Genomic DNA, 19,310 nt, shown 5'->3' with positions numbered 1-19,310 from the left:
GACAACGTCAACTCGGCCTTCGGCCGCCCCGTCCGCGCCATGCAGCAAGCCTACACATCTGAACAGAATTCCCGACTCAGAATACTAGGGCGTGTTTCGAAAGTGGCGCCGTCCGCCCGAAGGGCGGGCCCCGCGGCGTCTGGCATGTGCGATCGCAAGGCGGAGGGTCGCCCTCGTACCGGGCGTACTCGGGCGATCCCGACAACGCGGCGAGCGTGCGTGCCAGGCGTCGCGGGGCAGGCGGGACTTTCGATACACGCCCTAGGCGCCGAACGCCTTCGCTCCGCCCTTCACCGGCTTGGCGCCCGCGAGCAGGTGCGCCGGCACGAGGTCACGGGCCGGCTCGCTGTAGCCGACCGAGACGATCTTGTCGCCCCGGTAGGTGAAGGAGGTCAGCGAGGCCAGCGTGCACTGGCGCCGCCGGGGGTCGTGCCACAGCTTCCGCTTCTCCACGAAGCTGCGGACGATCCAGATCGGCAGCTGGTGGCTGACGCAGACCGCCTCGTGCCCTCGGGCCGCGTCCTTCGCCGCGTCCAGCGCCCCCATCATCCGTACGACCTGCTCGACGTACGGCTCGCCCCAGGACGGCTTGAACGGGTTGGTGAGGTGCTTCCAGTTGCCCGGCTTGCGCAGGGCCCCGTCGCCGACGCCGAAGGTCTTGCCCTCGAAGACGTTGGCGGCCTCGATCAGCCGCTCGTCCGTGGCCAGGTCCAGCGAGTGCCCCTTGGCGACCGGCTGGGCCGTCTCCTGCGCACGCTCCAGCGGGGACGCCACGACGTACGTGATGTCCCGCTCGGCCAGGTGCTCGGCGACCCGGTCGGCCATCTGCCGGCCGAGCTCGGAGAGGTGGTAGCCCGCGCGGCGGCCGTAGAGCACGCCCTCGGGATTCTCGACCTCGCCGTGGCGCACCAGGTGGACGACGGTGATGTCGTCGTCGGCCTTCCTGTTCCCGGCGGCGCTCACGCGGTGGCCTCCGCCGCGGCTCGGGCGGCGGCCGGCAGGGCGGCGGCGATCCGCTCGATCGCGCGCGCGTCGTGGGCCGTGGAGACGAACCAGGACTCGAACGCGGACGGCGGCAGGTAGACCCCGTCGGCCAGCATCGAGTGGAAGAAGGCGTTGAAGCGGAACGCCTCCTGCTTCTTCGCGTCGTCGTAGTTCCGGACCTCGTCGGCCGTGAAGAAGACCGAGAACATGTTGGAGGCGGTCTGCAGCCGGTGCGCGACGCCCTCCTTGGCGAGCGCGCCGGTGACCAGCCCCTGGATCTCCCTGGAGACCGCGTCGACGGTGGCGTACGCGGCGTCGTCGAGCAGCCGCAGCTGCGCGAGGCCGGCGGCGGTGGCGATCGGGTTACCGGAGAGCGTGCCCGCCTGGTAGACCGGGCCCGCCGGCGCGAGGTGGCCCATGACGTCGGCGCGGCCGCCGAAGGCCGCCGCCGGGAAGCCGCCGCCCATGACCTTGCCGAAGGTCATCAGGTCGGGCTTCACCCCGTCGACCCCGTACCAGCCGGCGCGGGAGGTCCGGAAGCCGGTCATGACCTCGTCGGAGATGTACAGCGCGCCGTTCTCGGAGCACAGCTGCTTCAGGCCGGCGTTGAAGCCGTCCAGCGGCGGGACGACGCCCATGTTGCCCGGCGACGCCTCGGTGATGACGCAGGCGATCTCGCCCGGGTGCGCGGCGAACGCGGCCCGGACCGCCTCCAGGTCGTTGTACGGCAGGACGATCGTGTCGCCGGCCTGCGCGCCGGTCACACCGGGCGTGTCGGGCAGGCCGAAGGTGGCCACACCGGAGCCGGCCGCGGCAAGGAGGGCGTCCACGTGACCGTGGTAGCAGCCGGCGAACTTCACGACCTTCGCCCGGCCGGTGAAGCCCCGGGCGAGCCGGATGGCCGACATCGTCGCTTCCGTACCGGAGGAAACCAGCCGAACCTGCTCGACGGGCTCGATCCGGGAGACGATCTCCTCCGCGAGGGCGACCTCGCCCTCGCCGGGCGTCCCGAAGGAGGTGCCACGGGCGACGGCGGCCTGCACCGAGGCGACCACCTCGGGGTGCGCGTGGCCGAGGATCATCGGCCCCCACGAGCAGACGAGGTCGACGTACTCACGGCCGTCCGCGTCGGTGAGGTACGGGCCGGTACCGGACACCATGAACCGGGGCGTTCCGCCCACGGCACGGAAGGCGCGCACCGGCGAGTTCACGCCGCCGGGCGTCACGAGGGACGCGCGGTCGAAAAGCGTCTGTGAGACTGGGGCTTCGTATGAATACGGCACTGTGGTCCTGACCTGCGAGTAAGTCTGCGAGTACGGAGAGACGGGCGTGAGCACCCTGTGAATTACGCCAAGGCGTCGGTCCTCCGCGTCTGCGAAACTGGGGCGTCAAAGGGATGGCTCACGGAATCCATGGTGTCAGAGGGCCGGACGTTCTTGCGGACAGGTGTTTCACCGCGAGAGCGTGGGGGAGGTCACTGTCACGATGATCGGGTTGCGCGGCGGGGGTCGTGTTGCCTAAAAAGCACTCGGGTGGAGATATGCATCGCGGTGGCGGGTTGGGTGAGGGGACGGACGATCTGGGTCCCGAGCCTGCCCGGCGGGGGCGGCACCGGCGACGGCGTACGGAAGAACCCATACAGTCCTCGGAGACCACGGGATCCACGGGATCCACGACAGGGGGCGGGAGCGGCCGGTTGGGGGTGACGTACAAGTACTTCGGCGCACCCGACGGCGCCACGGCGGCCCGCGTCCCGATCTCGATGCGCCCGGAGGAGCTGGGCGGCGACGAGCTCGGCATGGGCGGCATGTTCACCAAGATCAAGCCCGAGACCATAGCCGCGATGGTCCTCACGGGCATCCAGGGCATGCCCCTGCACAAGGTGCCCCCGCTGGAGCTGGTGGTCCTCCACCCCGACTACGCCGTGGTGAAGCTGCCCATGACCGTGGTCGACCCGCTCCGCGGCATCGGCGAGGAATCGGTCGGCGCCGCCGCCTTCATATGGTCCACGGTCCCCGACCGGGGCGGCCCGCGCGACGCGTTCAACGTCTACCAGCTGCTCCACGAGTGGCAGGACTTCTCGGTCCGCCTCCACGAGGCGGGACACCAGCCGTACTGCCTGGTCTGGCCGTAGCGGCCCGCCCCGGACGCACGGCCGCCGCTCACGGGCCCTGACGCGCCGCACCGGGCGCTCACCTTCCCCGGTCGCGCGCGTCCTCGGCGGCCTTCGCGCGCTCGGCCGCGAGCTCACGGGCCGAGGCCAGCCGGTACGGAACGTCGATGACCACGACGTTCTTCATGAACAGCAACCGCGTCTTGAGCCGCAGCGCGCTCTGGTTGTGCAGCGGCTGCTCCCACCAGTGGCCGACCACGTACTCGGGGATGACGACGGACACGACGGAGTCCCCGGTCCGCTGGGGCGCCTCCCTGATGTGGCGCAGGATCGGCTGGACGATCGACCGGTACGGGGAGCTGAGCACCCGCAGCGGCACGTCGATGCCGTGCGCCTCCCAGGTCGCCCTGAGCACCTCCGCCTCCGCGGGGTCCTCGGCGACCGTGACCGCGGTCAGCGAGGCCGGCCGCAGGGTCTTCGCGTACGACAGGGCCCGCAGGCTCGGCGCGTTCACCGAGGCCACCAGGACCATCACGTGGTTCTCGGCGAGGGCGCGGGGGCGGGCGCCGGGCTCGGCGGCGACCTCGGCGGCCACCGCGTCGTAGTGCCGGCGCACGCCCTTCATCCCGGCGAACAGGACCGGCATCGCGATCACCACGATCCAGGCTCCGTGCGTGAACTTGGTGATCAGCACGATCACCAGGACGACCGCCGTCAGGCAGGCGCCGAAGGCGTTGATGGCCAGCCGGCGCAGGATCCGGTGCCGGTCGGCGGCGCCCGCCGGCGTGGCGAGTTCTCGCCGCCAGTGCTTGACCATCCCCGCCTGGGACAGGGTGAAGGAGACGAAGACGCCGATGATGTAGAGCTGGATGAGGCGGGTGAGGCTGGCGTCGAAGGCGACGATCAGCGCGATCGCAGCCAGGGCCAGCAGGAGGACGCCGTTGGAGTAGACGAGCCGGTCACCGCGGTGGAAGAGCTGGCGGGGCGCGTAGCGGTCACGCCCGAGGACGGAGGCGAGCATCGGAAAGCCGTTGAAGGCGGTGTTGGCCGCCATGATCAGGACCGCGGCGGTGACGGCCTGGAGGAGATAGAAGAGGAAGTGCCAGCTGCCGAAGGTGGCACGGCCGATCTGCGCGAGCGCGGTGGGCATCGCGGTGCCGGGGGCCAGGCCGAGCTCGGTGGGGTCCTCGGCGACATGCACCTCGTAGACCATGGCGAGGGTGGTGATCCCGAAGAACATGGTCACCGCCACGGCGCCCATGATCGCGAGGGTCGTGGCCGCGTTGCGGCTCTTGGGCTTCTCGAAGGCCGGCACACCGTTGCTGATCGCCTCGACCCCCGTCAGCGCCGTACAGCCCGAGGCGAACGCCCGCATCGCGAGCAGCACGAGGGCGAGGCCGGTGTAGCTGGAGACCTCGTGGATCGGCAGGTCGGCCGATTCGGCGCGGATCGTCGACCCGGTCGCCATCCGGACCGCCGCGACGGCGAACATCAGGTAGATCGTGGCGATGAAGGCGTACGTCGGAATGGCGAAATACCGCCCCGACTCACGGACACCGCGGAGATTCAGCCAGGCCAGCACGGCCACGAAGAAGACCGACATCGCTACCGCGTGCCCGTCGAGCGCGGGGACGGCGGAGGTGATGGCCGCGACGCCGGAGACGACCGAGACGGCGACCGTCATCACGTAGTCGATGAGGAGCGCGCTGGCGGCCGTGAGCGCGGCGGTCTGCCCGAGGTTCTCGGCGGAGACGACATAGGCCCCGCCGCCGCCCGGGTAGGCGTAACAGGTCTGCCGGTAGGAGGCCACGACGACCACCAGCAGGATGACGATCGCCACCGCCGCGTACCAGGCCAGGTGGAGCACGGCGATCCCGCCGAGGGCGAGGATGAGCAGGATCTCCTCGGTGGCGTACGCGACCGACGAGAGCGGGTCGCTGCAGAAGATCGGCAGGGCGAGCTTCTTGGGCAGGAGCGTCTCGCCGAGCCTGCCGCTGTCCAAAGGCCGCCCCACGAGCAGGCGTTTCGCCGCACTTCCAGCTCTCATAAGTGCTGAAGTTAGGACAAACAGAATGAACGGCGCGGAAGCCGCGCCCGTTGGTGCCCGCACAAGGAAGGACGGACGACGTGAGAAGACTGCGCCTGGCCGGCGAACCCATGCAGATCGGCGAGGTCGCCGCGCGGACGGAGCTGTCCCTGCGGTCCATCCGCCAGTACGAGGACACCGGTCTGGTCGTCCCCTCCGCATCGTCCCCCGGCGGATTCCCGCTCTACACGGACGCCGACGTGGAGCGGCTGATGGTGATCGGCCGGATGAAGCCGCTCGGCTTCTCCCTCGACGAGACCCGCGAGCTGCTCACGGCCGTCGACCGCCTCGCCGCGGACCACCCCGGCACGGACGGCGAGCTCCCGCCCGAGGAACGGTCCGCCGTGGTCGCACGCGTACGACGCTACGAGCGGGCCGCCACCGAGCGGGTCGCCGAACTGCGCGCCGAACTCACCCGTGCCGAGGAGTTCGCCGGCTCACTGCGGGCCCGCCTGGCCGGGCGGGCCGAAAGCCCCGTCTACTCCTGAAGCGCCGCGGCGAGCCGCGCGAAGAACCGGGCGTACGCCGCCGGGCTCGGCGGGGTCTCCGGATTCCACGGCTCCACCCGCGCGTGCCCCACCGGCGGGAACGCGTCGGGTCCGACGGCGTTGGCGCGGCTGTCGTAGAGCACCAGGCCCGGGTTCAACCGGGCCGCGTGCTCCCAGTCGGCGGTGAGCCAGTTCGCGCCCGCGCCGGGCCCGGGGTCGAGCAGCCGCACGCCGAGCTCCTGGAGCCGCGCCAGCTCGGGCCAGGCGTGGGGCCGGGCCAGATGGACCTGATCGGGGCCGGCACCGGAGAGCGCGAGGACGGTGAGGTCCGTACGCGCGGCGACAGCACGAAGCGCCGCCTCGGACTCCTGCTGCGCGACGGAGGCCGCCGAGCCCCCGAGCGCCGGCCGCCCGTCCACCTCCGAGCCCCCCGGCGCCGCACCCGCCGCCGGTCCGCCGAGCGCCGCACCCAGCTCGCCGAAACGCCCGATGATCGCCGACAGCGTGAGTTCGTTGCCCACCGAGAGCACCATCAGCGGCACCCCGAGCCGCTCGGCGACCGACTCGTCCAGCGCGTACGCGCTCTTCCCGTCGTAGGTGACGTCGACGATCAGATCGGGGCGCAGCGCCCGCACGGCCTCCTCGTCCAGGGTCCGCCCCGGCCCCAGATACGGGACACCGGCCGCCGCCAGCTCCCCCGCCTTGACCGGATCGAGCGCCCCGCCGTCGTGCCCCGAGCCGTACACCCCCACCGGAGTGACCCCCAGATCCCGGAGCGCCGCCCCCGCCCGCACATAGGCCACCACCCGCTCGGGCGGCCGCACGTCCGTCAGCTCCGTCCCCCTGTCGTCGGTGAACCCCCACACCCCTGTGTCCGACATGCGGCTGCTCCTCCCCGGCCGAAACTCTCCCTGTCCCGGCCACCTTGAAGCGCTTCCCCTACCCGCACAAGAGGGCCTCGCACCTCACGGGCCCGGCCGGGACTTCGGTCCCGCACCCCCCTGCCGAAAGCCCCATGGATGGGTGTTAACTGAACAGGTCGGGAGGAAGCAGTCGGAATCGTCAGCGCCGTGCCCGGGCGACATCCCCCGCGTGGCGCGCCCCCTGTACCGGCCCCCGCGCCCTGGAGTCAGCCATGTCGTCCTTGCCCGGCCAGTTCTCGGACCCCCGCGTGATCACCCTCCTCGGGCTGCTCGCCGTCTCCGCCGCCGTGTGGGTGGCGCTGGGGCTGCGCTCCCGCGCCCGCCGCGCCCGTGCGGAAGCCCCGCTGGAGCGGGTCTGGCACCCCCAGGAGACCGTGTCGCTCACCCCGGCCGAGGAGCATGCCTTCGGCCAGGTCGTCTCACGCCTCTCGGTGGGCTCCGCGGGCCGCCTGCGGTAGCCCGCCCCGGATCCCTCCGGCTCGCGTGGGAGGGGCGGTCCGGACGGCTGACGGCTGGACGGGCGTGTCAGGCCCGACCGGACGGCATGATCGACCTGCTCACGCTCACGGGCGGACGGTTCCGCGGTCACCCCGTCGCGGCCGCCCAGCCGCGCGGGTCTCGGCCGGTCGCCGCGAGGAGGAGTTCGAACGCGGACGCGCCCCGCGGCGGCTCCACCGGCTCGCCGAAGACGTTCATCGACCGGGCCGTCGGAGCCATCCGGTCCACCAGTTCCGCCAGGTTCTCCACGACGTCCGGCTCCGGTACGAAGGTCCGGCCGGTGGCCCGGGCGAGGTCCCACACGTGCACGGTCAGGTCGAGCAGGACCATCGACCCGACGGTGCGGGACGGCAGACCCATTCCCCCCGAGGTGCCCTCCTCCGCACCCGGCGCCGCCCACGCCGCGACGAGCTTCGCCGTCTCGGCCTCGAAGCGGACGCGCCAGTCGGGGTCGGCCAGGTGGTCGGGGGTCGTGGAGAAGTCGGCGGGCTGCTTGGCCGCCAGCGCCTGGAAGTTCACCACGACCTGGAACAGGTGGTTGAGCAGGGCGCGCACGTCGTACTCGGAGCACGGCGTCGGCGCGTCGAGGTCGGAGTCGGCGACACCGCGCACCGCGGGAACGGCCTGGGCGGCAGCGGTACCGAGCAGCTCACTGATGGGTTGCGTACGGTTCGTCATGGAGCGACGCTAACGATCCCGCCTCGGCGCGTCTTGAAGAAACACGACACCCACGGGTCGGCGCCTACGCTGGAGGGCATGGCTCCCTCCGGCCCGCGCCGTGACACCCGGGGAATCGTCGACCCCGACGAACTCCTCGCCCGCGTCCGCTTCCGCCGTCACGAGCCGGCACCGGAGCTGCGCCCGTTCCTGGAGCACTACTGGTTCATCGACTGGGAGCTCTCCGAGCCATACGCCAGTCACGTCGTCCCGCATCCGTCCGTGAACGTCGTCTTCCAGCGGTATGTGGACGAGGGCGGGGAAGCCGTCTTCGGGGAGGTCGCCGGGATCGGGCTCGAACTGTTCACGAAGAAGCTGACGGGCGTCGGCCGGGTCTGCGGAGTGCAGTTCAGGCCGGGCGGCTTCCGGCCGTTCGCCCCCGCCCGGCCGGTGTCGGAGTGGACGGGACGCCGGGTCCCGCTCGCCGAGGTGTTCGCGGACGCCGACGACGCCTCCGTGGACGCGGTGCTCGCCCCGGAGGCCGACCACGCGCGCGTGGCGGCGCTCGACGCCTTTCTGCTGGGCCACGGCCCGGCTCCCGATCCGCAGGCGGCACAGGCCATGGCGCTCGTGGACCGGGTCCGCGGGGACCGCACGATCCGGCGGGTGTCCGAACTGGCCCGCGCCGAGGGCCTGTCGAGCCGTTCGCTCCAGCGGCTCTTCGCCAACTGCGTCGGCGTCGGCCCGAAATGGGTCATCCTGCGCTACCGCATCCACGAGGCCCTGGAACGCGCGGAGGCCGCCGGGCAGGACCCCCCGGACTGGGCCGGACTCGCCGCCGAGCTCGGATACAGCGATCAGGCCCACCTCGTACGGGACTTCACGGCGACGGTCGGGGTGCCGCCGACCGCGTACGCCCGCCAGGTGTCCGACCCCTGACCTACAGTGCGGGTCATGGATCACGACACCGCACCGGCCCCGACGACCTCGCCCGTACGGCTGGAACCGTGGTCCGAGGACGACTTCGGGCTGCTGCGCGCCATGAACGCACCGCAGCTGATGGAACATCTCGGCGGCCCCGAGTCGGAGGAGGCGCTGCTCAAGCGGCATCGGCGCTATGTGGATCTGAGCGTCGCGGGGACGAGCGCGGGCCGGATGTTCCGGATCGTCCTGCTCCCCGAGGCGGCCGCGGTCGGCGCCATCGGCTTCTGGGAGCAGCAGGTGGACGGGGAGCCGGTCTACGAGACGGGCTGGACGGTGCTTCCCGGGTTCCAGGGGCGGGGTGTCGCGACCGCCGCCACACGCGCGGTGGCCGGGCTGGCCCGGGCCGAGCGCTCGCGCCGCTTCCTGCACGCGTTCCCGTCGACGGACAACGCTCCGTCGAACGCGGTGTGCCGCAAGGCGGGCTTCGAACTGCTCGGCGCGCGTGACGTCGAGTACCCGCCGGGCCATCCGCTGCGCTGCAACGACTGGCGCCTGGACCTGGAGACGCCCGCGCCCTAGGTGTTCCGTCCCGGGAGGTCGTGGAGAGGGGTGAGCCAGGTCTCGGCTGAGGGATCGTGAAGAGGTGCGACCCGGATGCGCCGGAAACCCGCCGGAACTCGATCTCGGCCCGCTGAGTGCCTGACGCTGCCGGGGATCTCGGCGATGGCGGTCGGCCATGCCCGCGACATCTCAGTCTCCAAGATCCCCGACCTCGTCACCCGCGATCAGCTCTGCGTCTCCTCGCGGCGTCCGACGGCGGCCGCATCGGGTACGACGAGCAGCTTGCCGGTGGTACGCCGAGCCTCCAGATCGCTGTGGGCCTGGGCCGCCTCGGACAATGCGTAGCGGCCCGTCACGGTGACCTCAAGCGCCTTGGAGCGCACCCACTCGAACACATCGGCGGCCCGCCGGAGCAGTTCGGACCGATCGGCGATGAAGTCCCCGAGGCTGGGCCGGATCAGGGTCAGCGAACCGCCGTGGGCGAGCCGCATCGGATCGAACGGCGGCACGGCACCACTTGCCGCGCCGAAGAGCACGAGATGGCCGCGGGGCCGCAGGCTGGCGAGGCTCGCGTCGAAGGTGTGCGCGCCGACGCCGTCGAAGACGACCGGCAGTCCCTGACCGCCGTTGAGCCGCCTCACCTCGGCTGCGAGATCGTCGACCGCGGAGGAGAGGATCACCTCAGCGGCCCCGGCACGCTTCGCCAGCTCGGCCTTCGCCGTGGTCGACGTCGTGCCGATCACCCTGCCGCCGAGATGGGTGATGAGCTGCGTCAACAGCAGCCCCATGCCACCGGCGGCAGCGTGCACGAGCACCGTGTCGCCCTCCCGGACCGGGTAGGCGTCCTTGACGAGATAGTGCGCGGTCATGCCTTGGAGGAGCACGGCGGCGGCCGTCTCGAAGTCGATGTCGTCGGGCAGCGGCACCAGCCGGGAGGAGTCCACGACGGCCCGCTCGGCGTACGAGCCGGGAATCTCCACCCAGCCGACCCGGTCCCCGACGGCGACGTCGGTGACGCCTGGTCCGACGTCGACGACCGTGCCGGCGCCCTCGGTGCCCGGAGTGAAGGGCAGCGGGAGGACGTACCGGCCCTCGCGGTGGTAGACGTCGAGGAAGTTGACCCCGGATGCGGCGACCTCCACGACCGCCTCGCCCGGACCCGGCCGCGGCTGGTCCACCTCGGCCTCCCGCAGCACCTCGGGACCGCCCACTTCGTACACCTGAATCGCTCGCATGACCCTCCAATTAACGGCTCGTCCCCCACCAACCCCGTTGACGGCGATCCGATTCCCGGCAAGCGGACCAGCCCGGCGGCGGCCGGGACCACCCACGAACGAACCCGGGCCCTCCCGGCCCTGACGAGGCAACACGCCTAGGGCGTTTCTTCCGGATCAGGCCGGATCAGGGAGCGTGCGTGCCACACACCGCGAGCCCGGCAAGATCCGGAAGGGACGCCCTAGTCCACGGCGCCGTCCTCGGTCAGCGACTTGGTGAAGTGGAAGGCCACGATGTCGAGGCGCTCACGCAGGTAGAAGCGGTGGGCGCCGGTGCGGTGGGTGCCCGAGTCGAGATTGAGCTCATGGCAGCCGGCGGCCCGCGCGTGCTGCTCCAGGTGGGTCAGGAGCGCGTGGCCGACACCGGTGGAGCGCGTGGTGGAGGCGGTGACCAGGTCGTCCACGTAGAGCTTGCGGATCGAGCTGGTGTTGTCGATGATCCGCCAGCCGGCCGCGCCCACACAGGTGCCGTCCTCGGCGTAGGCCGCGCTGAAGCGCAGGCCCTGCGGCAGGCCGTTGCGGTGGATCTCGTGGAAGAGCTCGGGCGTGAGGTGCGGGCGCAGCTCGCGCAGGACGGGCAGCATGTCGGCTTCCAGGCGCGGGTCACCGGGCCCGAGATCGATGATCTTCATGGCGGCGACGGTATCCCAGCCGGGACCCGCACCCCGGCCCCGAACGGGCCGAGCCCGTGGCCCGGCCCGGACAGACCCGAGAGGGACCCGCACCCCGGCCCCCGGACGGACCCGGGCCCGCCGCGGCCGAAATCCCTGGCCGCCCGGTGCTTCGCGGTGACATCCTGTCCCCGTGGACGGACCGGAGATCCAGATCAGTTTCGCCCCCGACCTGCGGCTCTTCGTCTCGGCGGACCGCCGCCCGGGGCGGACCGCCGTGGCGACGGACGGCGCCTCGACCCTCGGCCATGTCGTGGAGTCGCTGGGCGCTCCCCTGACCGAGGTCGGCCGGCTGCTGGTGGACGGACGTCCGGTGGAGGTCTCCCACATCCCCTCGGCGGGCGAGACGGTCGAGGTCGAGGGCGTGGAACGCCCGCAGCACGTCCCCGGAGCTCCCCTGCGGTTCCTCCTCGACGTGCATCTGGGCACGCTGGCCCGGCGGTTGCGGCTGCTCGGCGTGGACGCGGCGTACGAGAGCGAGGACATCGGCGATCCCGCCCTGGCCGCGCTGTCGGCGAAGGAGCGGCGCGTGATGCTGTCCCGGGACCGCGGGCTGCTGCGCCGCCGCGAGCTGTGGGCCGGCGCCTATGTGTACAGCGACCGTCCCGACGACCAACTCCGTGACGTGCTGGAGCGGTTCGCGCCCGTCCTGGCGCCCTGGACCCGCTGCACCGCCTGCAACGGAGAGCTGACGGACGCCGACAAGGACTCGGTGCGCGAGCGGCTGGAGCACGGCACGGAGAAGACGTACGACGTCTTCGCCCGGTGCACGGCGTGCGAGCGGGTGTACTGGCGGGGCGCCCACCACGCCCGCCTGGAGGCGATCGTCACCGACGCGCTGCGCGAGTTCGGCGGCGCGGCGACGCGCTGATCCGCCCGCCGCCGGCCCGACGCGACGGACCGGCGGAAGCGACCCCGGAAGGGCGAGGTCGGACGGACCGACGCGACGGACCGGCGGAAGCGACCCCGGAAGGGCGGGGTCGGACGGACCGACGCGACGGACCGGCGGAAGGGGCCGCCCCGGAAGGCCGGGTTCAGGCGTCCTACGGCTCCGGTGCCGTCAGATAGCGCTGGATGGTCGGCGCCAGCCAGGAGACGATCTCGTCCCTGGACATCTCGACCGCGGGCGGCAGCCGCAGCACGTACCGGGCGAGCGCCATGCCGAGGATCTGCGAGGCGACCAGCGCGGCACGGCGGGGCGCCTCGGCGGGGTCGGGGCAGACGCCCAGGGCGATGGGACCGAGCTGCCCGGCGAAGATCGTCTGCATCCGCTCGGCGCCCGCGGCGTTCGTGACGCCCACTCTCAGCATTCCGGTCAGGACGTCGTCGCGTTCCCAACGGTCCAGGAAGTGCGCCACCACCACCGCGCCGATGTGCCGGGCCGGAAGGGCGCCCAGTTCGGGAAGCTCCAGCTCGATCTCGGAGGCGGCGGCGAACAGCCCCTCCTTGTTGCCGTAGTAGCGCATCACCATCGAAGGATCGATTCCCGCGTCGCGGGCGATGGCCCGGATCGTGGCGCGCTCGTAGCCGTCGGCGGCGAAGCGTTCGCGGGCGGCTTCGAGGATCGCGGCTCGGGTGGTGTCGGAGCGGCGTGCGGTCGTCATGTCAACAACTGTAGGCCAACAGGTGTTGACAGTCCATCGCGGCCGGGCTACCTTTGCCAACAAGCGTTGACCAACAGCGGTTGGCCAACGACCGTGGGCACCACTTTCAGTCAGGAGTGAGCCATGAACCACCTGGACGCCGATGTACTCGTCGCCGGCTCCGGCCCCACCGGAATGCTGCTCGCCGGCGACCTCGCCGCCGCGGGCCTGCGCGTCACCGTGGTCGAGCGCCGCCCCCACGGCATCAGCAACATGACCCGCGCCTTCGGAGTTCACGCCCGCACCCTGGAGCAACTGGACGCCCGCGGCCTCGCCGACGAACTGATCGCCACCGGCACCCCCATCACCGAGCTCCGGCTCTTCCGCCGCCTCAGCCTCGACCTGACCCGACTCCGCTCCCGCTTCCCGTACCTCCTCATCACTCCCCAGTACGAGGTCGAGCGACTCCTCGAACGGCGCGCGCTGTCCACAGGCGTGGACTTCCGGTACGGAACGGAACTGCGCGGACTGAGCCAGGACGCCGACCACGTCACCGTCGACGTCACCGGCCCCGACGGCACCCCCACCACCCTCCGCGCCCGCTACCTCGTCGGCACCGACGGCCACCGCAGCGCCGTGCGCACCGCACTCGGCCTGCCCTTCCCCGGTGAATCGGTCATCCGCTCCATCGTCCTCGCCGACGTCCGCCTCGCCGAGAAGCCCGAAGGACTCCTCTCGGTCAACGGCGTCGGGGACGCCTTCGCCTTCATCGCCCCCTTCGGCGACGGCTGGTACCGCGTCATGGGCTGGGACCGCACCCGCCAGGTCGCCGACGACGAGCCCGTCGACCTCGAAGAGGTCCGCTCCATCGCCCGCCGCGCACTCGGCAGCGACTACGGAATGCACGACGCCCGATGGATCTCCCGCTTCCACAGCGACGAACGCCAGGCCCCGGCCTACCGCGTCGGCCGCGTCTTCCTCGCCGGAGACGCCGCCCACGTCCACTCCCCCGCCGGCGGCCAGGGCATGAACACCGGCCTCCAGGACGCCGCCAACCTCTCCTGGAAACTCGCCGCGGTCCTGCACGGCGACGCCCCGGACCCCGAAGCCCTCCTCGACAGCTACCAGTCCGAGCGCCACCCCGTCGGCGCCATGGTGCTCCGCAGCAGCGGCGCCATCGTCCGACTCGCCATGGCCCACAGCCCGCTCCAGCGCACCGCACGCGCACTGGCCGCCAGGTTCCTCGCCACCGTCCGTCCCGCCTCCGCCAAGGCCATCGGCATGATCAGCGGGCTCGGCATCTCCTACGGCCGCAACACCCGCCGCGTCCCCGACCTGAAGCTCCGCGAGGGCAGACTCTACGAACTCCTGCGCAAGGGCGAGTTCGTCCTGATCGCCCCCGAGGGCACCACCCCCGCGCTACCGACCTCCCCCACCAGCCCGGAGCGGATCGTGCGGGCCACCTGGACCGACCCCACCCGCCGCACGACACTCCTGGTCCGCCCCGACGGCTACACCCACTGACCGGTCAGAAGACGTACGGGTCGCCGGTGGCGAGAACCAGGACACGATGCCTGTCGTTCCTCGGGTTGTCGTCGGCGACACCGTCGCTCCACAAGGTGCCGATGTCCACCGTCATCTCGTCCGGAGAAGCAGCCGTGCGCAGATCGAGGACCAGCGCGTCGACCGCCCCCGCCGCCCTCAGCGCACCCGTCCGACAGACCACCACCCGCTCACTCCCCCACAGACAGGCCGGCGGCAGCACCTGCCCGCCGGCCAGCGGTTCGGAGAACGACAGCCGTACGGTCGCCTGCGACACATCCGACGGCCCGTGGTTCTCACTCACCAGCAGGACGCCGACCCGGCCCTCCCAGAGGGAGACATGACCATGGTGGGCCAGATCGGCCTCATGCCCCACAGCCCGGGCCCCCTCACCCGCACCGAGCACCACCACCACCGCCAACGCCGCCCCGAACAGCGCCCTGCGCATCGCACTCATGCCCCGAAGATACCGATAATCACGCATATACCCTGACCAACCATCAGCCCGCGTGTCCCCGACGCCCCGACCCCCCATGGCACCCTGAGCCCATGCTCATCGCCCGCTCCGCCGCCCTCTTCGCCCTCGCCGCCCTGTTCGAGATCGGCGGCGCGTGGCTCGTCTGGCAAGGCGTCCGCGAACACCGCGGCTGGATCTGGATCGGCACCGGCGTCCTCGCCCTCGGCATCTACGGCTTCGTCGCCACCCTCCAGCCCGACGCCGAATTCGGCCGGATCCTGGCCGCGTACGGAGGAGTGTTCGTCGCCGGATCCCTCGCCTGGGGCATGGTCGCCGACGGCTACCGCCCCGACCGCTGGGACGTCATCGGCGCCCTGATCTGCCTCGTCGGCATGGCCGTGATCATGTACGCCCCGCGCACCCGCTGACCTCCACCCGCCGCCTATCCTGACCACGCGATCGACACCATCGACCACACGCGCGAGGAGCACGTCATGACTGCCGCCGGTACCCCCATCGCCGTCGTCACCGGAGCGAGCAGCGGTATCGGCGCCGCGACGGCCAGGCAGCTCGCCGCCGCCGGATACCGCGTGGTCCTCACCGCCCGCCGCAAGGACCGCATCGAGGCCCTCGCCGACGAGATCGTCCAGGCCGGCCACCAGGCGACCGCGTACGCCCTCGACGTCACCGACCGCGAGGCCGTCCAGACCTTCGCCACCGCCTTCCGCACGATCGCCGTCCTCGTCAACAACGCCGGCGGCGCCCTCGGCGCGGACCCCGTCGCCACCGGCGACCCGGACGACTGGCGCCAGATGTACGAGGTCAACGTCATCGGCACGCTCAACGTCACCCAGGCCCTGCTCCCCGCCCTCACCGCCGGCGGCGACGGCACGATCGTCGTCCTCTCCTCCACCGCGGGCCACGCCACCTACGAGGGCGGCGCCGGCTACGTGGCCGCCAAGAACGGCGCCCGCGTCCTCGCCGAGACCCTCCGCCTGGAGATCGTCGGCACCCCCGTCCGCGTCATCGAGATCGCCCCCGGCATGGTGAAGACGGACGAGTTCGCCACCACCCGCTTCCGCGGCGACGCCGAGAAGGCCGCCAAGGTCTACGCGGGCGTGGCCGAACCCCTCACCGCCGACGACGTCGCGGACACGATCACCTGGGCCTGCACCCGCCCCCCGCACGTCAACATCGACCTCCTGGTCGTCCGCCCCCGCGCCCAGGCCAGCAACACCAAGGTCCACCGCGAACTGTGACGACAACCGACCACCCGTCCGAGTGACCGAAGCCGCTCACCCGGACGACGCCCGCACACGACGAGGAGGGGCCGACGCCATGGCGTCGGCCCCTCCTCGCACGTCCCTCAGCCCTTCACGCAGATGACCTGCTTCAGCTTGGCCACGACCTCGACCAGGTCCCGCTGCTGCTCCATGACCTTCTCGATCGGCTTGTACGCGCCCGGGATCTCGTCCACGACACCGGAGTCCTTCCGGCACTCCACGCCGCGCGTCTGCTCCTCCAGGTCCCGCGTCGAGAAGCGCCGCTTCGCCGCGCTCCGGCTCATCTTCCGGCCCGCGCCGTGCGAGGCCGAGTTGAAGGACGCCTCGTTGCCGAGCCCCTTCACGATGTACGAGCCGGTGCCCATCGACCCCGGGATGATCCCGAAGTCCCCGGAGCCGGCCCGGATCGCGCCCTTACGCGTGACCAGCAGGTCCATCCCCTCGTACCGCTCCTCCGCCACGTAGTTGTGGTGGCAGGAGATGACCTGCTCGAAGGTCACCTTCGCCTTGCGGAACTCCCGGCGGACGACCTCCTGGAACAGCGCCATCATGATCGCGCGGTTGTACTTCGCGTACTCCTGCGCCCAGAAGAGGTCGTTCCGGTACGCGGCCATCTGCGGGGTGTCCGCGACGAAGACCGCCAGATCCCGGTCGACGAGCCCCTGGTTGTGCGGAAGCTTCTGGGCCTCACCGATGTGGTACTCGGCGAGCTCCTTGCCGATGTTCCGCGAACCGGAGTGGAGCATCAGCCAGACAGACCCTTGGCCATCGATGCAAAGCTCTACGAAATGATTTCCGCTGCCAAGCGTCCCCATCTGCTTCTCCGCCCGGTCCCGCCGGAACTTGACCGGATCCGCGACCGTGTCGAAGCGCGACCAGAAGTCTCCCCACCCCGCAGTCGGGAACTTGAACAACCGCGAGGGATCCACCTCCTCCCGATGCATCCCCCGTCCCACCGGAATCGCCTGCTCGATCTTCGACCGCAGCCGCGACAGGTCCCCCGGCAGGTCGTTCGCCGTCAGCGACGTCTTCACCGCCGACATGCCGCAGCCGATGTCCACACCCACCGCCGCGGGGCAGACGGCCCCCTGCATCGCGATCACGGAGCCCACCGTCGCGCCCTTGCCGTAGTGCACGTCGGGCATCACGGCCAGGCCCTTGATCCAAGGAAGGGTCGCCACGTTGTGGAGCTGGCGCATCGCGCCGTCTTCGATCATGGAAGGATCGGTCCACATCCGGATGGGCACCTTCGCACCCGGTACCTCTACATACGACATACTTCCTCGATTCCCCCAAAAAGCCCGAAAACGCAAAAACCGGCTCCAAGGCCCGTACAAGTGACAACGGACCGGCATCAACGGCAGCGCGTGCGATAGACATTGTGTCCACCCACCGGTCTCCGGCGGCAAACAGTTTTCGGGGAAGTCTTCGCGAGAAGGGAGCCTGAGAGCGTGCAGCGACAGGCGTACGTACCCGGTCTGACAGCGCTGGCGGCGGTCCTCGCCCTGGGCCTCACCGGATGCACCTCGGGCGGCGGCACCGGCGTGGACGCCGTCGACTCCAAGGCCGGCCCCGCCGCCGCCCCCGCACCTCCGGGCCGCTACCGCACCCTCTTCGAGCCCTGCGGCTCCGTCCCGCAGGCCACGCTCCGGGACCTGCTCCCCGGCGCCGCCCAGCTCCCCGAGCAGGAGCGCGACCAGGCGTACCGCGGCACGGCCGCCGTCACCTACGACACGGACCGCCGGGTCGGCTGCAGCTGGAAGGCCGACACCCCCGACGCCTCGCACCGGCTGCGCCTCGACATCGAGCGGGTGGTGTCGTACGACTCCGCCGTCAGCGACGACGATCGCGCGCAGGAGGTGTTCTCGGGCAAGCAGGTCGCGGCGGACCTTCCCGAGCCGCCGAAGCCCACGCAGGCGCCGCAGACCCCGGCGAGCCCCACCGGCAGCGCGGGCTCCACGGCTCCGGCCACCCCCGCCGGCGCCGAATCCGCCGGTGCCGGTTCCGCCGACCCTTCTCCCACCCCGACCGTCGCGCCCACCACCGGTCTGGAGCCCCGCGTGCTGGAGGATCTGGGGCAGGTCGCGTTCCTCGACGACGTGCTCAGCGCCGGCGGTCCGAACGGTCGGCACCGCACCGTGAGCGTGGTGTTCCGCACATCCAATGTGATCGTCACGGTCGAGTACGTGGAGCAGAAGAACGGCTCCGTGGAGCCCCCGGACAGCCAGGAACTGCAGGAAAAGGCCCGGAATCTGGCCCGGCTGCTCGCCGAGAGGCTGGAGGAGTAGCCGCCCGGAGCCGCTCCATGTGCCCTCCGCGGGTCCATCGCGAGGACGTAACGTGTCGGCGTACCGTGGCCGCCGGCCGGACCGTATGACATGCGACTGCCGGACCGTACGACAAGCGACTGAAGGAACCATGCACCGATCAGCCCCGCGACTCACCCGCATACTCGCCTGCGCAGCCGTCCCGGTGATGCTCGTCGTCGCCGGCTGCTCCTCGGACTCCGACGGCGGTTCGGGCACCCCGGACAAGGGCAAGGGCTCGGCTTCCGCCACTCCGAGGGCTCAGCAGTCGACGAAGACGGTCGAGCCGGCGAAGTTCTCGAAGCTGCCCGACGTGTGCAAGTCGATCTCGGCGAAGACGACCGCGAGCCTGGTGCCGAAGGCGAAGGCGAAGAACGGTACGACCGCTCCCTCCAGCGACACCACGAGCCGTGGTGGCTGCTCGTGGAACGGTCTGGACGACAAGGGTGTGAAGGGCTCGCACTACCGCTGGCTCGACGTGTCCTTCTACCGCTACGAGTCGGATGCCGCGCTCGGCAGCGGCCAGCAGCGGGCGCAGGAGAACTTCACCAAGGAGCTGGCGAAGCTCCAGGCGACGGAGGGTGCGCAGAAGCTGCGGACCACGGAGGCGCCGGGTGTCGGTGAGCAGTCGAAGGCGGTCGCGTACGACCTGAAGAAGACGGGCGAGGACTTCAAGTACGCCTCGGTCGTGGCCCGGACGGGCAATGTGCTGGTGCTGCTGACGTACAACGGTGCCGGTTACTCGGGGGCGTCCGCTCCCACGGACAAGGTCGTGATGGACGGGGCCGTGAAGGCCGCGAAGGAGGCTGTCGCGGCGGTCGCCGCCACGGCCTCGTAACAAAGACGCGGCAGCATGGGTGCCGCGCGTCGCGAACACCCGTATTTGCGCATGTTTTCGAGGAGTCCGTCGCTCCCCCGGGGGCCGGGCTCCTCGCGCATGTGCCACGCTGTGCCCGCGAG

Annotated in this window: 21 protein-coding genes; 11 read left to right on the top strand and 10 right to left on the bottom strand. The window is 71.3% G+C overall.

Going from position 1 to position 19,310, the window contains the following annotated elements; translation table 11 throughout:
• Nucleotides 1-261: 261 nt before the first annotated feature.
• Nucleotides 262-963, bottom strand: a complete 702-nt coding sequence (locus AB0D99_RS31560) for a histidine phosphatase family protein (RefSeq protein WP_362370054.1) — start codon at nt 961-963, stop codon at nt 262-264.
• Nucleotides 960-2,267 (bottom strand): glutamate-1-semialdehyde 2,1-aminomutase, encoded by a 1,308-nt coding sequence (gene hemL, locus AB0D99_RS31555; RefSeq protein WP_362370051.1) that lies wholly within the window; start codon nt 2,265-2,267, stop codon nt 960-962. Before hemL ends, AB0D99_RS31560 begins: the two co-directional genes overlap by 4 nt.
• A gap of 257 nt (nt 2,268-2,524) precedes the next feature.
• Here hemL and AB0D99_RS31550 point away from each other — a divergent pair, with 257 nt between their 5' ends.
• Entirely contained in the window at nt 2,525-3,118 is a 594-nt protein-coding gene (locus AB0D99_RS31550; RefSeq protein WP_362370048.1) for a hypothetical protein, read from the top strand.
• 58 nt (nt 3,119-3,176) lie between these two features.
• Here the strand turns inward: AB0D99_RS31550 and AB0D99_RS31545 are convergent, their stop codons facing one another.
• Nucleotides 3,177-5,144, bottom strand: coding sequence for an APC family permease (locus AB0D99_RS31545; RefSeq protein WP_362370045.1), 1,968 nt, complete (start codon nt 5,142-5,144; stop codon nt 3,177-3,179).
• Between the two features lie 95 nt (nt 5,145-5,239).
• Between AB0D99_RS31545 and AB0D99_RS31540 the strand changes: the two genes are divergently transcribed.
• Nucleotides 5,240-5,671, top strand: coding sequence for a MerR family transcriptional regulator (locus AB0D99_RS31540; RefSeq protein ID WP_362370060.1), 432 nt, complete (start codon nt 5,240-5,242; stop codon nt 5,669-5,671).
• Here the strand turns inward: AB0D99_RS31540 and AB0D99_RS31535 are convergent.
• The gene (locus AB0D99_RS31535) at nt 5,662-6,552 is read right to left on the bottom strand and encodes an ABC transporter substrate-binding protein (protein WP_362370042.1); all 891 of its coding nucleotides are present in this window, start codon (nt 6,550-6,552) and stop codon (nt 5,662-5,664) included. The two genes, AB0D99_RS31540 and AB0D99_RS31535, sit on opposite strands and share 10 nt — an antisense overlap.
• 254 nt (nt 6,553-6,806) lie before the next feature.
• On the opposite strand from AB0D99_RS31535, the gene AB0D99_RS31530 reads away from it, so the two are divergent.
• A complete protein-coding gene (locus tag AB0D99_RS31530) occupies nt 6,807-7,052 on the top strand; it encodes a hypothetical protein (protein WP_362370039.1) in 246 nt (81 codons plus the stop codon).
• Nucleotides 7,053-7,179: 127 nt separating this feature from the next.
• On the opposite strand, the gene AB0D99_RS31525 is transcribed toward AB0D99_RS31530, so the two are convergent.
• Nucleotides 7,180-7,770, bottom strand: coding sequence for a TIGR03086 family metal-binding protein (locus AB0D99_RS31525; RefSeq protein WP_362370036.1), 591 nt, complete (start codon nt 7,768-7,770; stop codon nt 7,180-7,182).
• 78 nt (nt 7,771-7,848) lie between these two features.
• On the opposite strand from AB0D99_RS31525, the gene AB0D99_RS31520 reads away from it, so the two are divergent.
• Nucleotides 7,849-8,688, top strand: a complete 840-nt coding sequence (locus tag AB0D99_RS31520) for a helix-turn-helix domain-containing protein (protein WP_362370033.1) — start codon at nt 7,849-7,851, stop codon at nt 8,686-8,688.
• Nucleotides 8,689-8,703: 15 nt separating this feature from the next.
• The gene (locus AB0D99_RS31515) at nt 8,704-9,252 is read left to right on the top strand and encodes a GNAT family N-acetyltransferase (RefSeq protein WP_362370030.1); all 549 of its coding nucleotides are present in this window, start codon (nt 8,704-8,706) and stop codon (nt 9,250-9,252) included.
• A 206-nt stretch (nt 9,253-9,458) separates the two neighbouring features.
• Here the strand turns inward: AB0D99_RS31515 and AB0D99_RS31510 are convergent, their stop codons facing one another.
• On the bottom strand, nt 9,459-10,469 hold the full coding sequence (locus AB0D99_RS31510) for a quinone oxidoreductase (protein WP_362370027.1): 1,011 nt from the start codon (nt 10,467-10,469) through the stop codon (nt 9,459-9,461).
• 221 nt (nt 10,470-10,690) lie between these two features.
• The gene (locus tag AB0D99_RS31505) at nt 10,691-11,140 is read right to left on the bottom strand and encodes a GNAT family N-acetyltransferase (RefSeq protein WP_362370024.1); all 450 of its coding nucleotides are present in this window, start codon (nt 11,138-11,140) and stop codon (nt 10,691-10,693) included.
• A 172-nt stretch (nt 11,141-11,312) separates the two neighbouring features.
• On the opposite strand from AB0D99_RS31505, the gene AB0D99_RS31500 reads away from it, so the two are divergent.
• Nucleotides 11,313-12,050, top strand: a complete 738-nt coding sequence (locus AB0D99_RS31500) for a Mut7-C RNAse domain-containing protein (RefSeq protein ID WP_362370020.1) — start codon at nt 11,313-11,315, stop codon at nt 12,048-12,050.
• Nucleotides 12,051-12,222: 172 nt separating this feature from the next.
• On the opposite strand, the gene AB0D99_RS31495 is transcribed toward AB0D99_RS31500, so the two are convergent.
• Entirely contained in the window at nt 12,223-12,783 is a 561-nt protein-coding gene (locus AB0D99_RS31495) for a TetR family transcriptional regulator (RefSeq protein WP_362370017.1), read from the bottom strand.
• A gap of 123 nt (nt 12,784-12,906) precedes the next feature.
• Between AB0D99_RS31495 and AB0D99_RS31490 the strand changes: the two genes are divergently transcribed.
• Nucleotides 12,907-14,286, top strand: coding sequence for an FAD-dependent monooxygenase (locus AB0D99_RS31490; protein ID WP_362370015.1), 1,380 nt, complete (start codon nt 12,907-12,909; stop codon nt 14,284-14,286).
• 4 nt (nt 14,287-14,290) lie between these two features.
• Here AB0D99_RS31490 and AB0D99_RS31485 read toward each other — a convergent pair whose 3' ends face one another.
• Complete coding sequence (locus tag AB0D99_RS31485; RefSeq protein ID WP_362370012.1) at nt 14,291-14,761, bottom strand: hypothetical protein; 471 nt, start codon at nt 14,759-14,761, stop codon at nt 14,291-14,293.
• A gap of 92 nt (nt 14,762-14,853) precedes the next feature.
• Here AB0D99_RS31485 and AB0D99_RS31480 point away from each other — a divergent pair, with 92 nt between their 5' ends.
• Together AB0D99_RS31480 and AB0D99_RS31475 are read left to right on the top strand one after the other, a co-directional pair.
• Nucleotides 14,854-15,189, top strand: coding sequence for a YnfA family protein (locus AB0D99_RS31480; protein ID WP_362370009.1), 336 nt, complete (start codon nt 14,854-14,856; stop codon nt 15,187-15,189).
• A 66-nt stretch (nt 15,190-15,255) separates the two neighbouring features.
• On the top strand, nt 15,256-16,020 hold the full coding sequence (locus AB0D99_RS31475; RefSeq protein WP_362370006.1) for an SDR family NAD(P)-dependent oxidoreductase: 765 nt from the start codon (nt 15,256-15,258) through the stop codon (nt 16,018-16,020).
• Between the two features lie 107 nt (nt 16,021-16,127).
• Here the strand turns inward: AB0D99_RS31475 and AB0D99_RS31470 are convergent, their stop codons facing one another.
• Nucleotides 16,128-17,321 carry an RtcB family protein gene (locus AB0D99_RS31470; protein ID WP_362370003.1) on the bottom strand — a complete coding sequence of 398 codons (1,194 nt, stop codon included), beginning with the start codon at nt 17,319-17,321 and terminating at the stop codon, nt 16,128-16,130.
• A 174-nt stretch (nt 17,322-17,495) separates the two neighbouring features.
• Here AB0D99_RS31470 and AB0D99_RS31465 point away from each other — a divergent pair, with 174 nt between their 5' ends.
• Together AB0D99_RS31465 and AB0D99_RS31460 are read left to right on the top strand one after the other, a co-directional pair.
• Nucleotides 17,496-18,332 (top strand): DUF3558 domain-containing protein, encoded by an 837-nt coding sequence (locus tag AB0D99_RS31465; protein ID WP_362370000.1) that lies wholly within the window; start codon nt 17,496-17,498, stop codon nt 18,330-18,332.
• Between the two features lie 130 nt (nt 18,333-18,462).
• Complete coding sequence (locus tag AB0D99_RS31460) at nt 18,463-19,188, top strand: DUF3558 domain-containing protein (protein ID WP_362369997.1); 726 nt, start codon at nt 18,463-18,465, stop codon at nt 19,186-19,188.
• Nucleotides 19,189-19,310: the final 122 nt, after the last annotated feature.

Source organism: Streptomyces sp. NPDC047971, assembly GCF_040653355.1.
Classification (GTDB): domain Bacteria; phylum Actinomycetota; class Actinomycetes; order Streptomycetales; family Streptomycetaceae; genus Streptomyces.
This window is presented reverse-complemented; position numbering and strand designations above follow the sequence as displayed.

Coding starts and splice junctions, on each gene's coding strand:
- AB0D99_RS31550 (WP_362370048.1), top strand. CDS start 2,525: ATGCATCGCGGTGGCGGGTTGGGTGAGGGGACGGACGATCTGGGTCCC.
- AB0D99_RS31545 (WP_362370045.1), bottom strand. CDS start 5,144: ATGAGAGCTGGAAGTGCGGCGAAACGCCTGCTCGTGGGGCGGCCTTTG.
- AB0D99_RS31535 (WP_362370042.1), bottom strand. CDS start 6,552: ATGTCGGACACAGGGGTGTGGGGGTTCACCGACGACAGGGGGACGGAG.
- AB0D99_RS31530 (WP_362370039.1), top strand. CDS start 6,807: ATGTCGTCCTTGCCCGGCCAGTTCTCGGACCCCCGCGTGATCACCCTC.
- AB0D99_RS31525 (WP_362370036.1), bottom strand. CDS start 7,770: ATGACGAACCGTACGCAACCCATCAGTGAGCTGCTCGGTACCGCTGCC.
- AB0D99_RS31520 (WP_362370033.1), top strand. CDS start 7,849: ATGGCTCCCTCCGGCCCGCGCCGTGACACCCGGGGAATCGTCGACCCC.
- AB0D99_RS31515 (WP_362370030.1), top strand. CDS start 8,704: ATGGATCACGACACCGCACCGGCCCCGACGACCTCGCCCGTACGGCTG.
- AB0D99_RS31510 (WP_362370027.1), bottom strand. CDS start 10,469: ATGCGAGCGATTCAGGTGTACGAAGTGGGCGGTCCCGAGGTGCTGCGG.
- AB0D99_RS31505 (WP_362370024.1), bottom strand. CDS start 11,140: ATGAAGATCATCGATCTCGGGCCCGGTGACCCGCGCCTGGAAGCCGAC.
- AB0D99_RS31495 (WP_362370017.1), bottom strand. CDS start 12,783: ATGACGACCGCACGCCGCTCCGACACCACCCGAGCCGCGATCCTCGAA.
- AB0D99_RS31490 (WP_362370015.1), top strand. CDS start 12,907: ATGAACCACCTGGACGCCGATGTACTCGTCGCCGGCTCCGGCCCCACC.
- AB0D99_RS31485 (WP_362370012.1), bottom strand. CDS start 14,761: ATGAGTGCGATGCGCAGGGCGCTGTTCGGGGCGGCGTTGGCGGTGGTG.
- AB0D99_RS31480 (WP_362370009.1), top strand. CDS start 14,854: ATGCTCATCGCCCGCTCCGCCGCCCTCTTCGCCCTCGCCGCCCTGTTC.
- AB0D99_RS31475 (WP_362370006.1), top strand. CDS start 15,256: ATGACTGCCGCCGGTACCCCCATCGCCGTCGTCACCGGAGCGAGCAGC.
- AB0D99_RS31470 (WP_362370003.1), bottom strand. CDS start 17,321: ATGTCGTATGTAGAGGTACCGGGTGCGAAGGTGCCCATCCGGATGTGG.
- AB0D99_RS31460 (WP_362369997.1), top strand. CDS start 18,463: ATGCACCGATCAGCCCCGCGACTCACCCGCATACTCGCCTGCGCAGCC.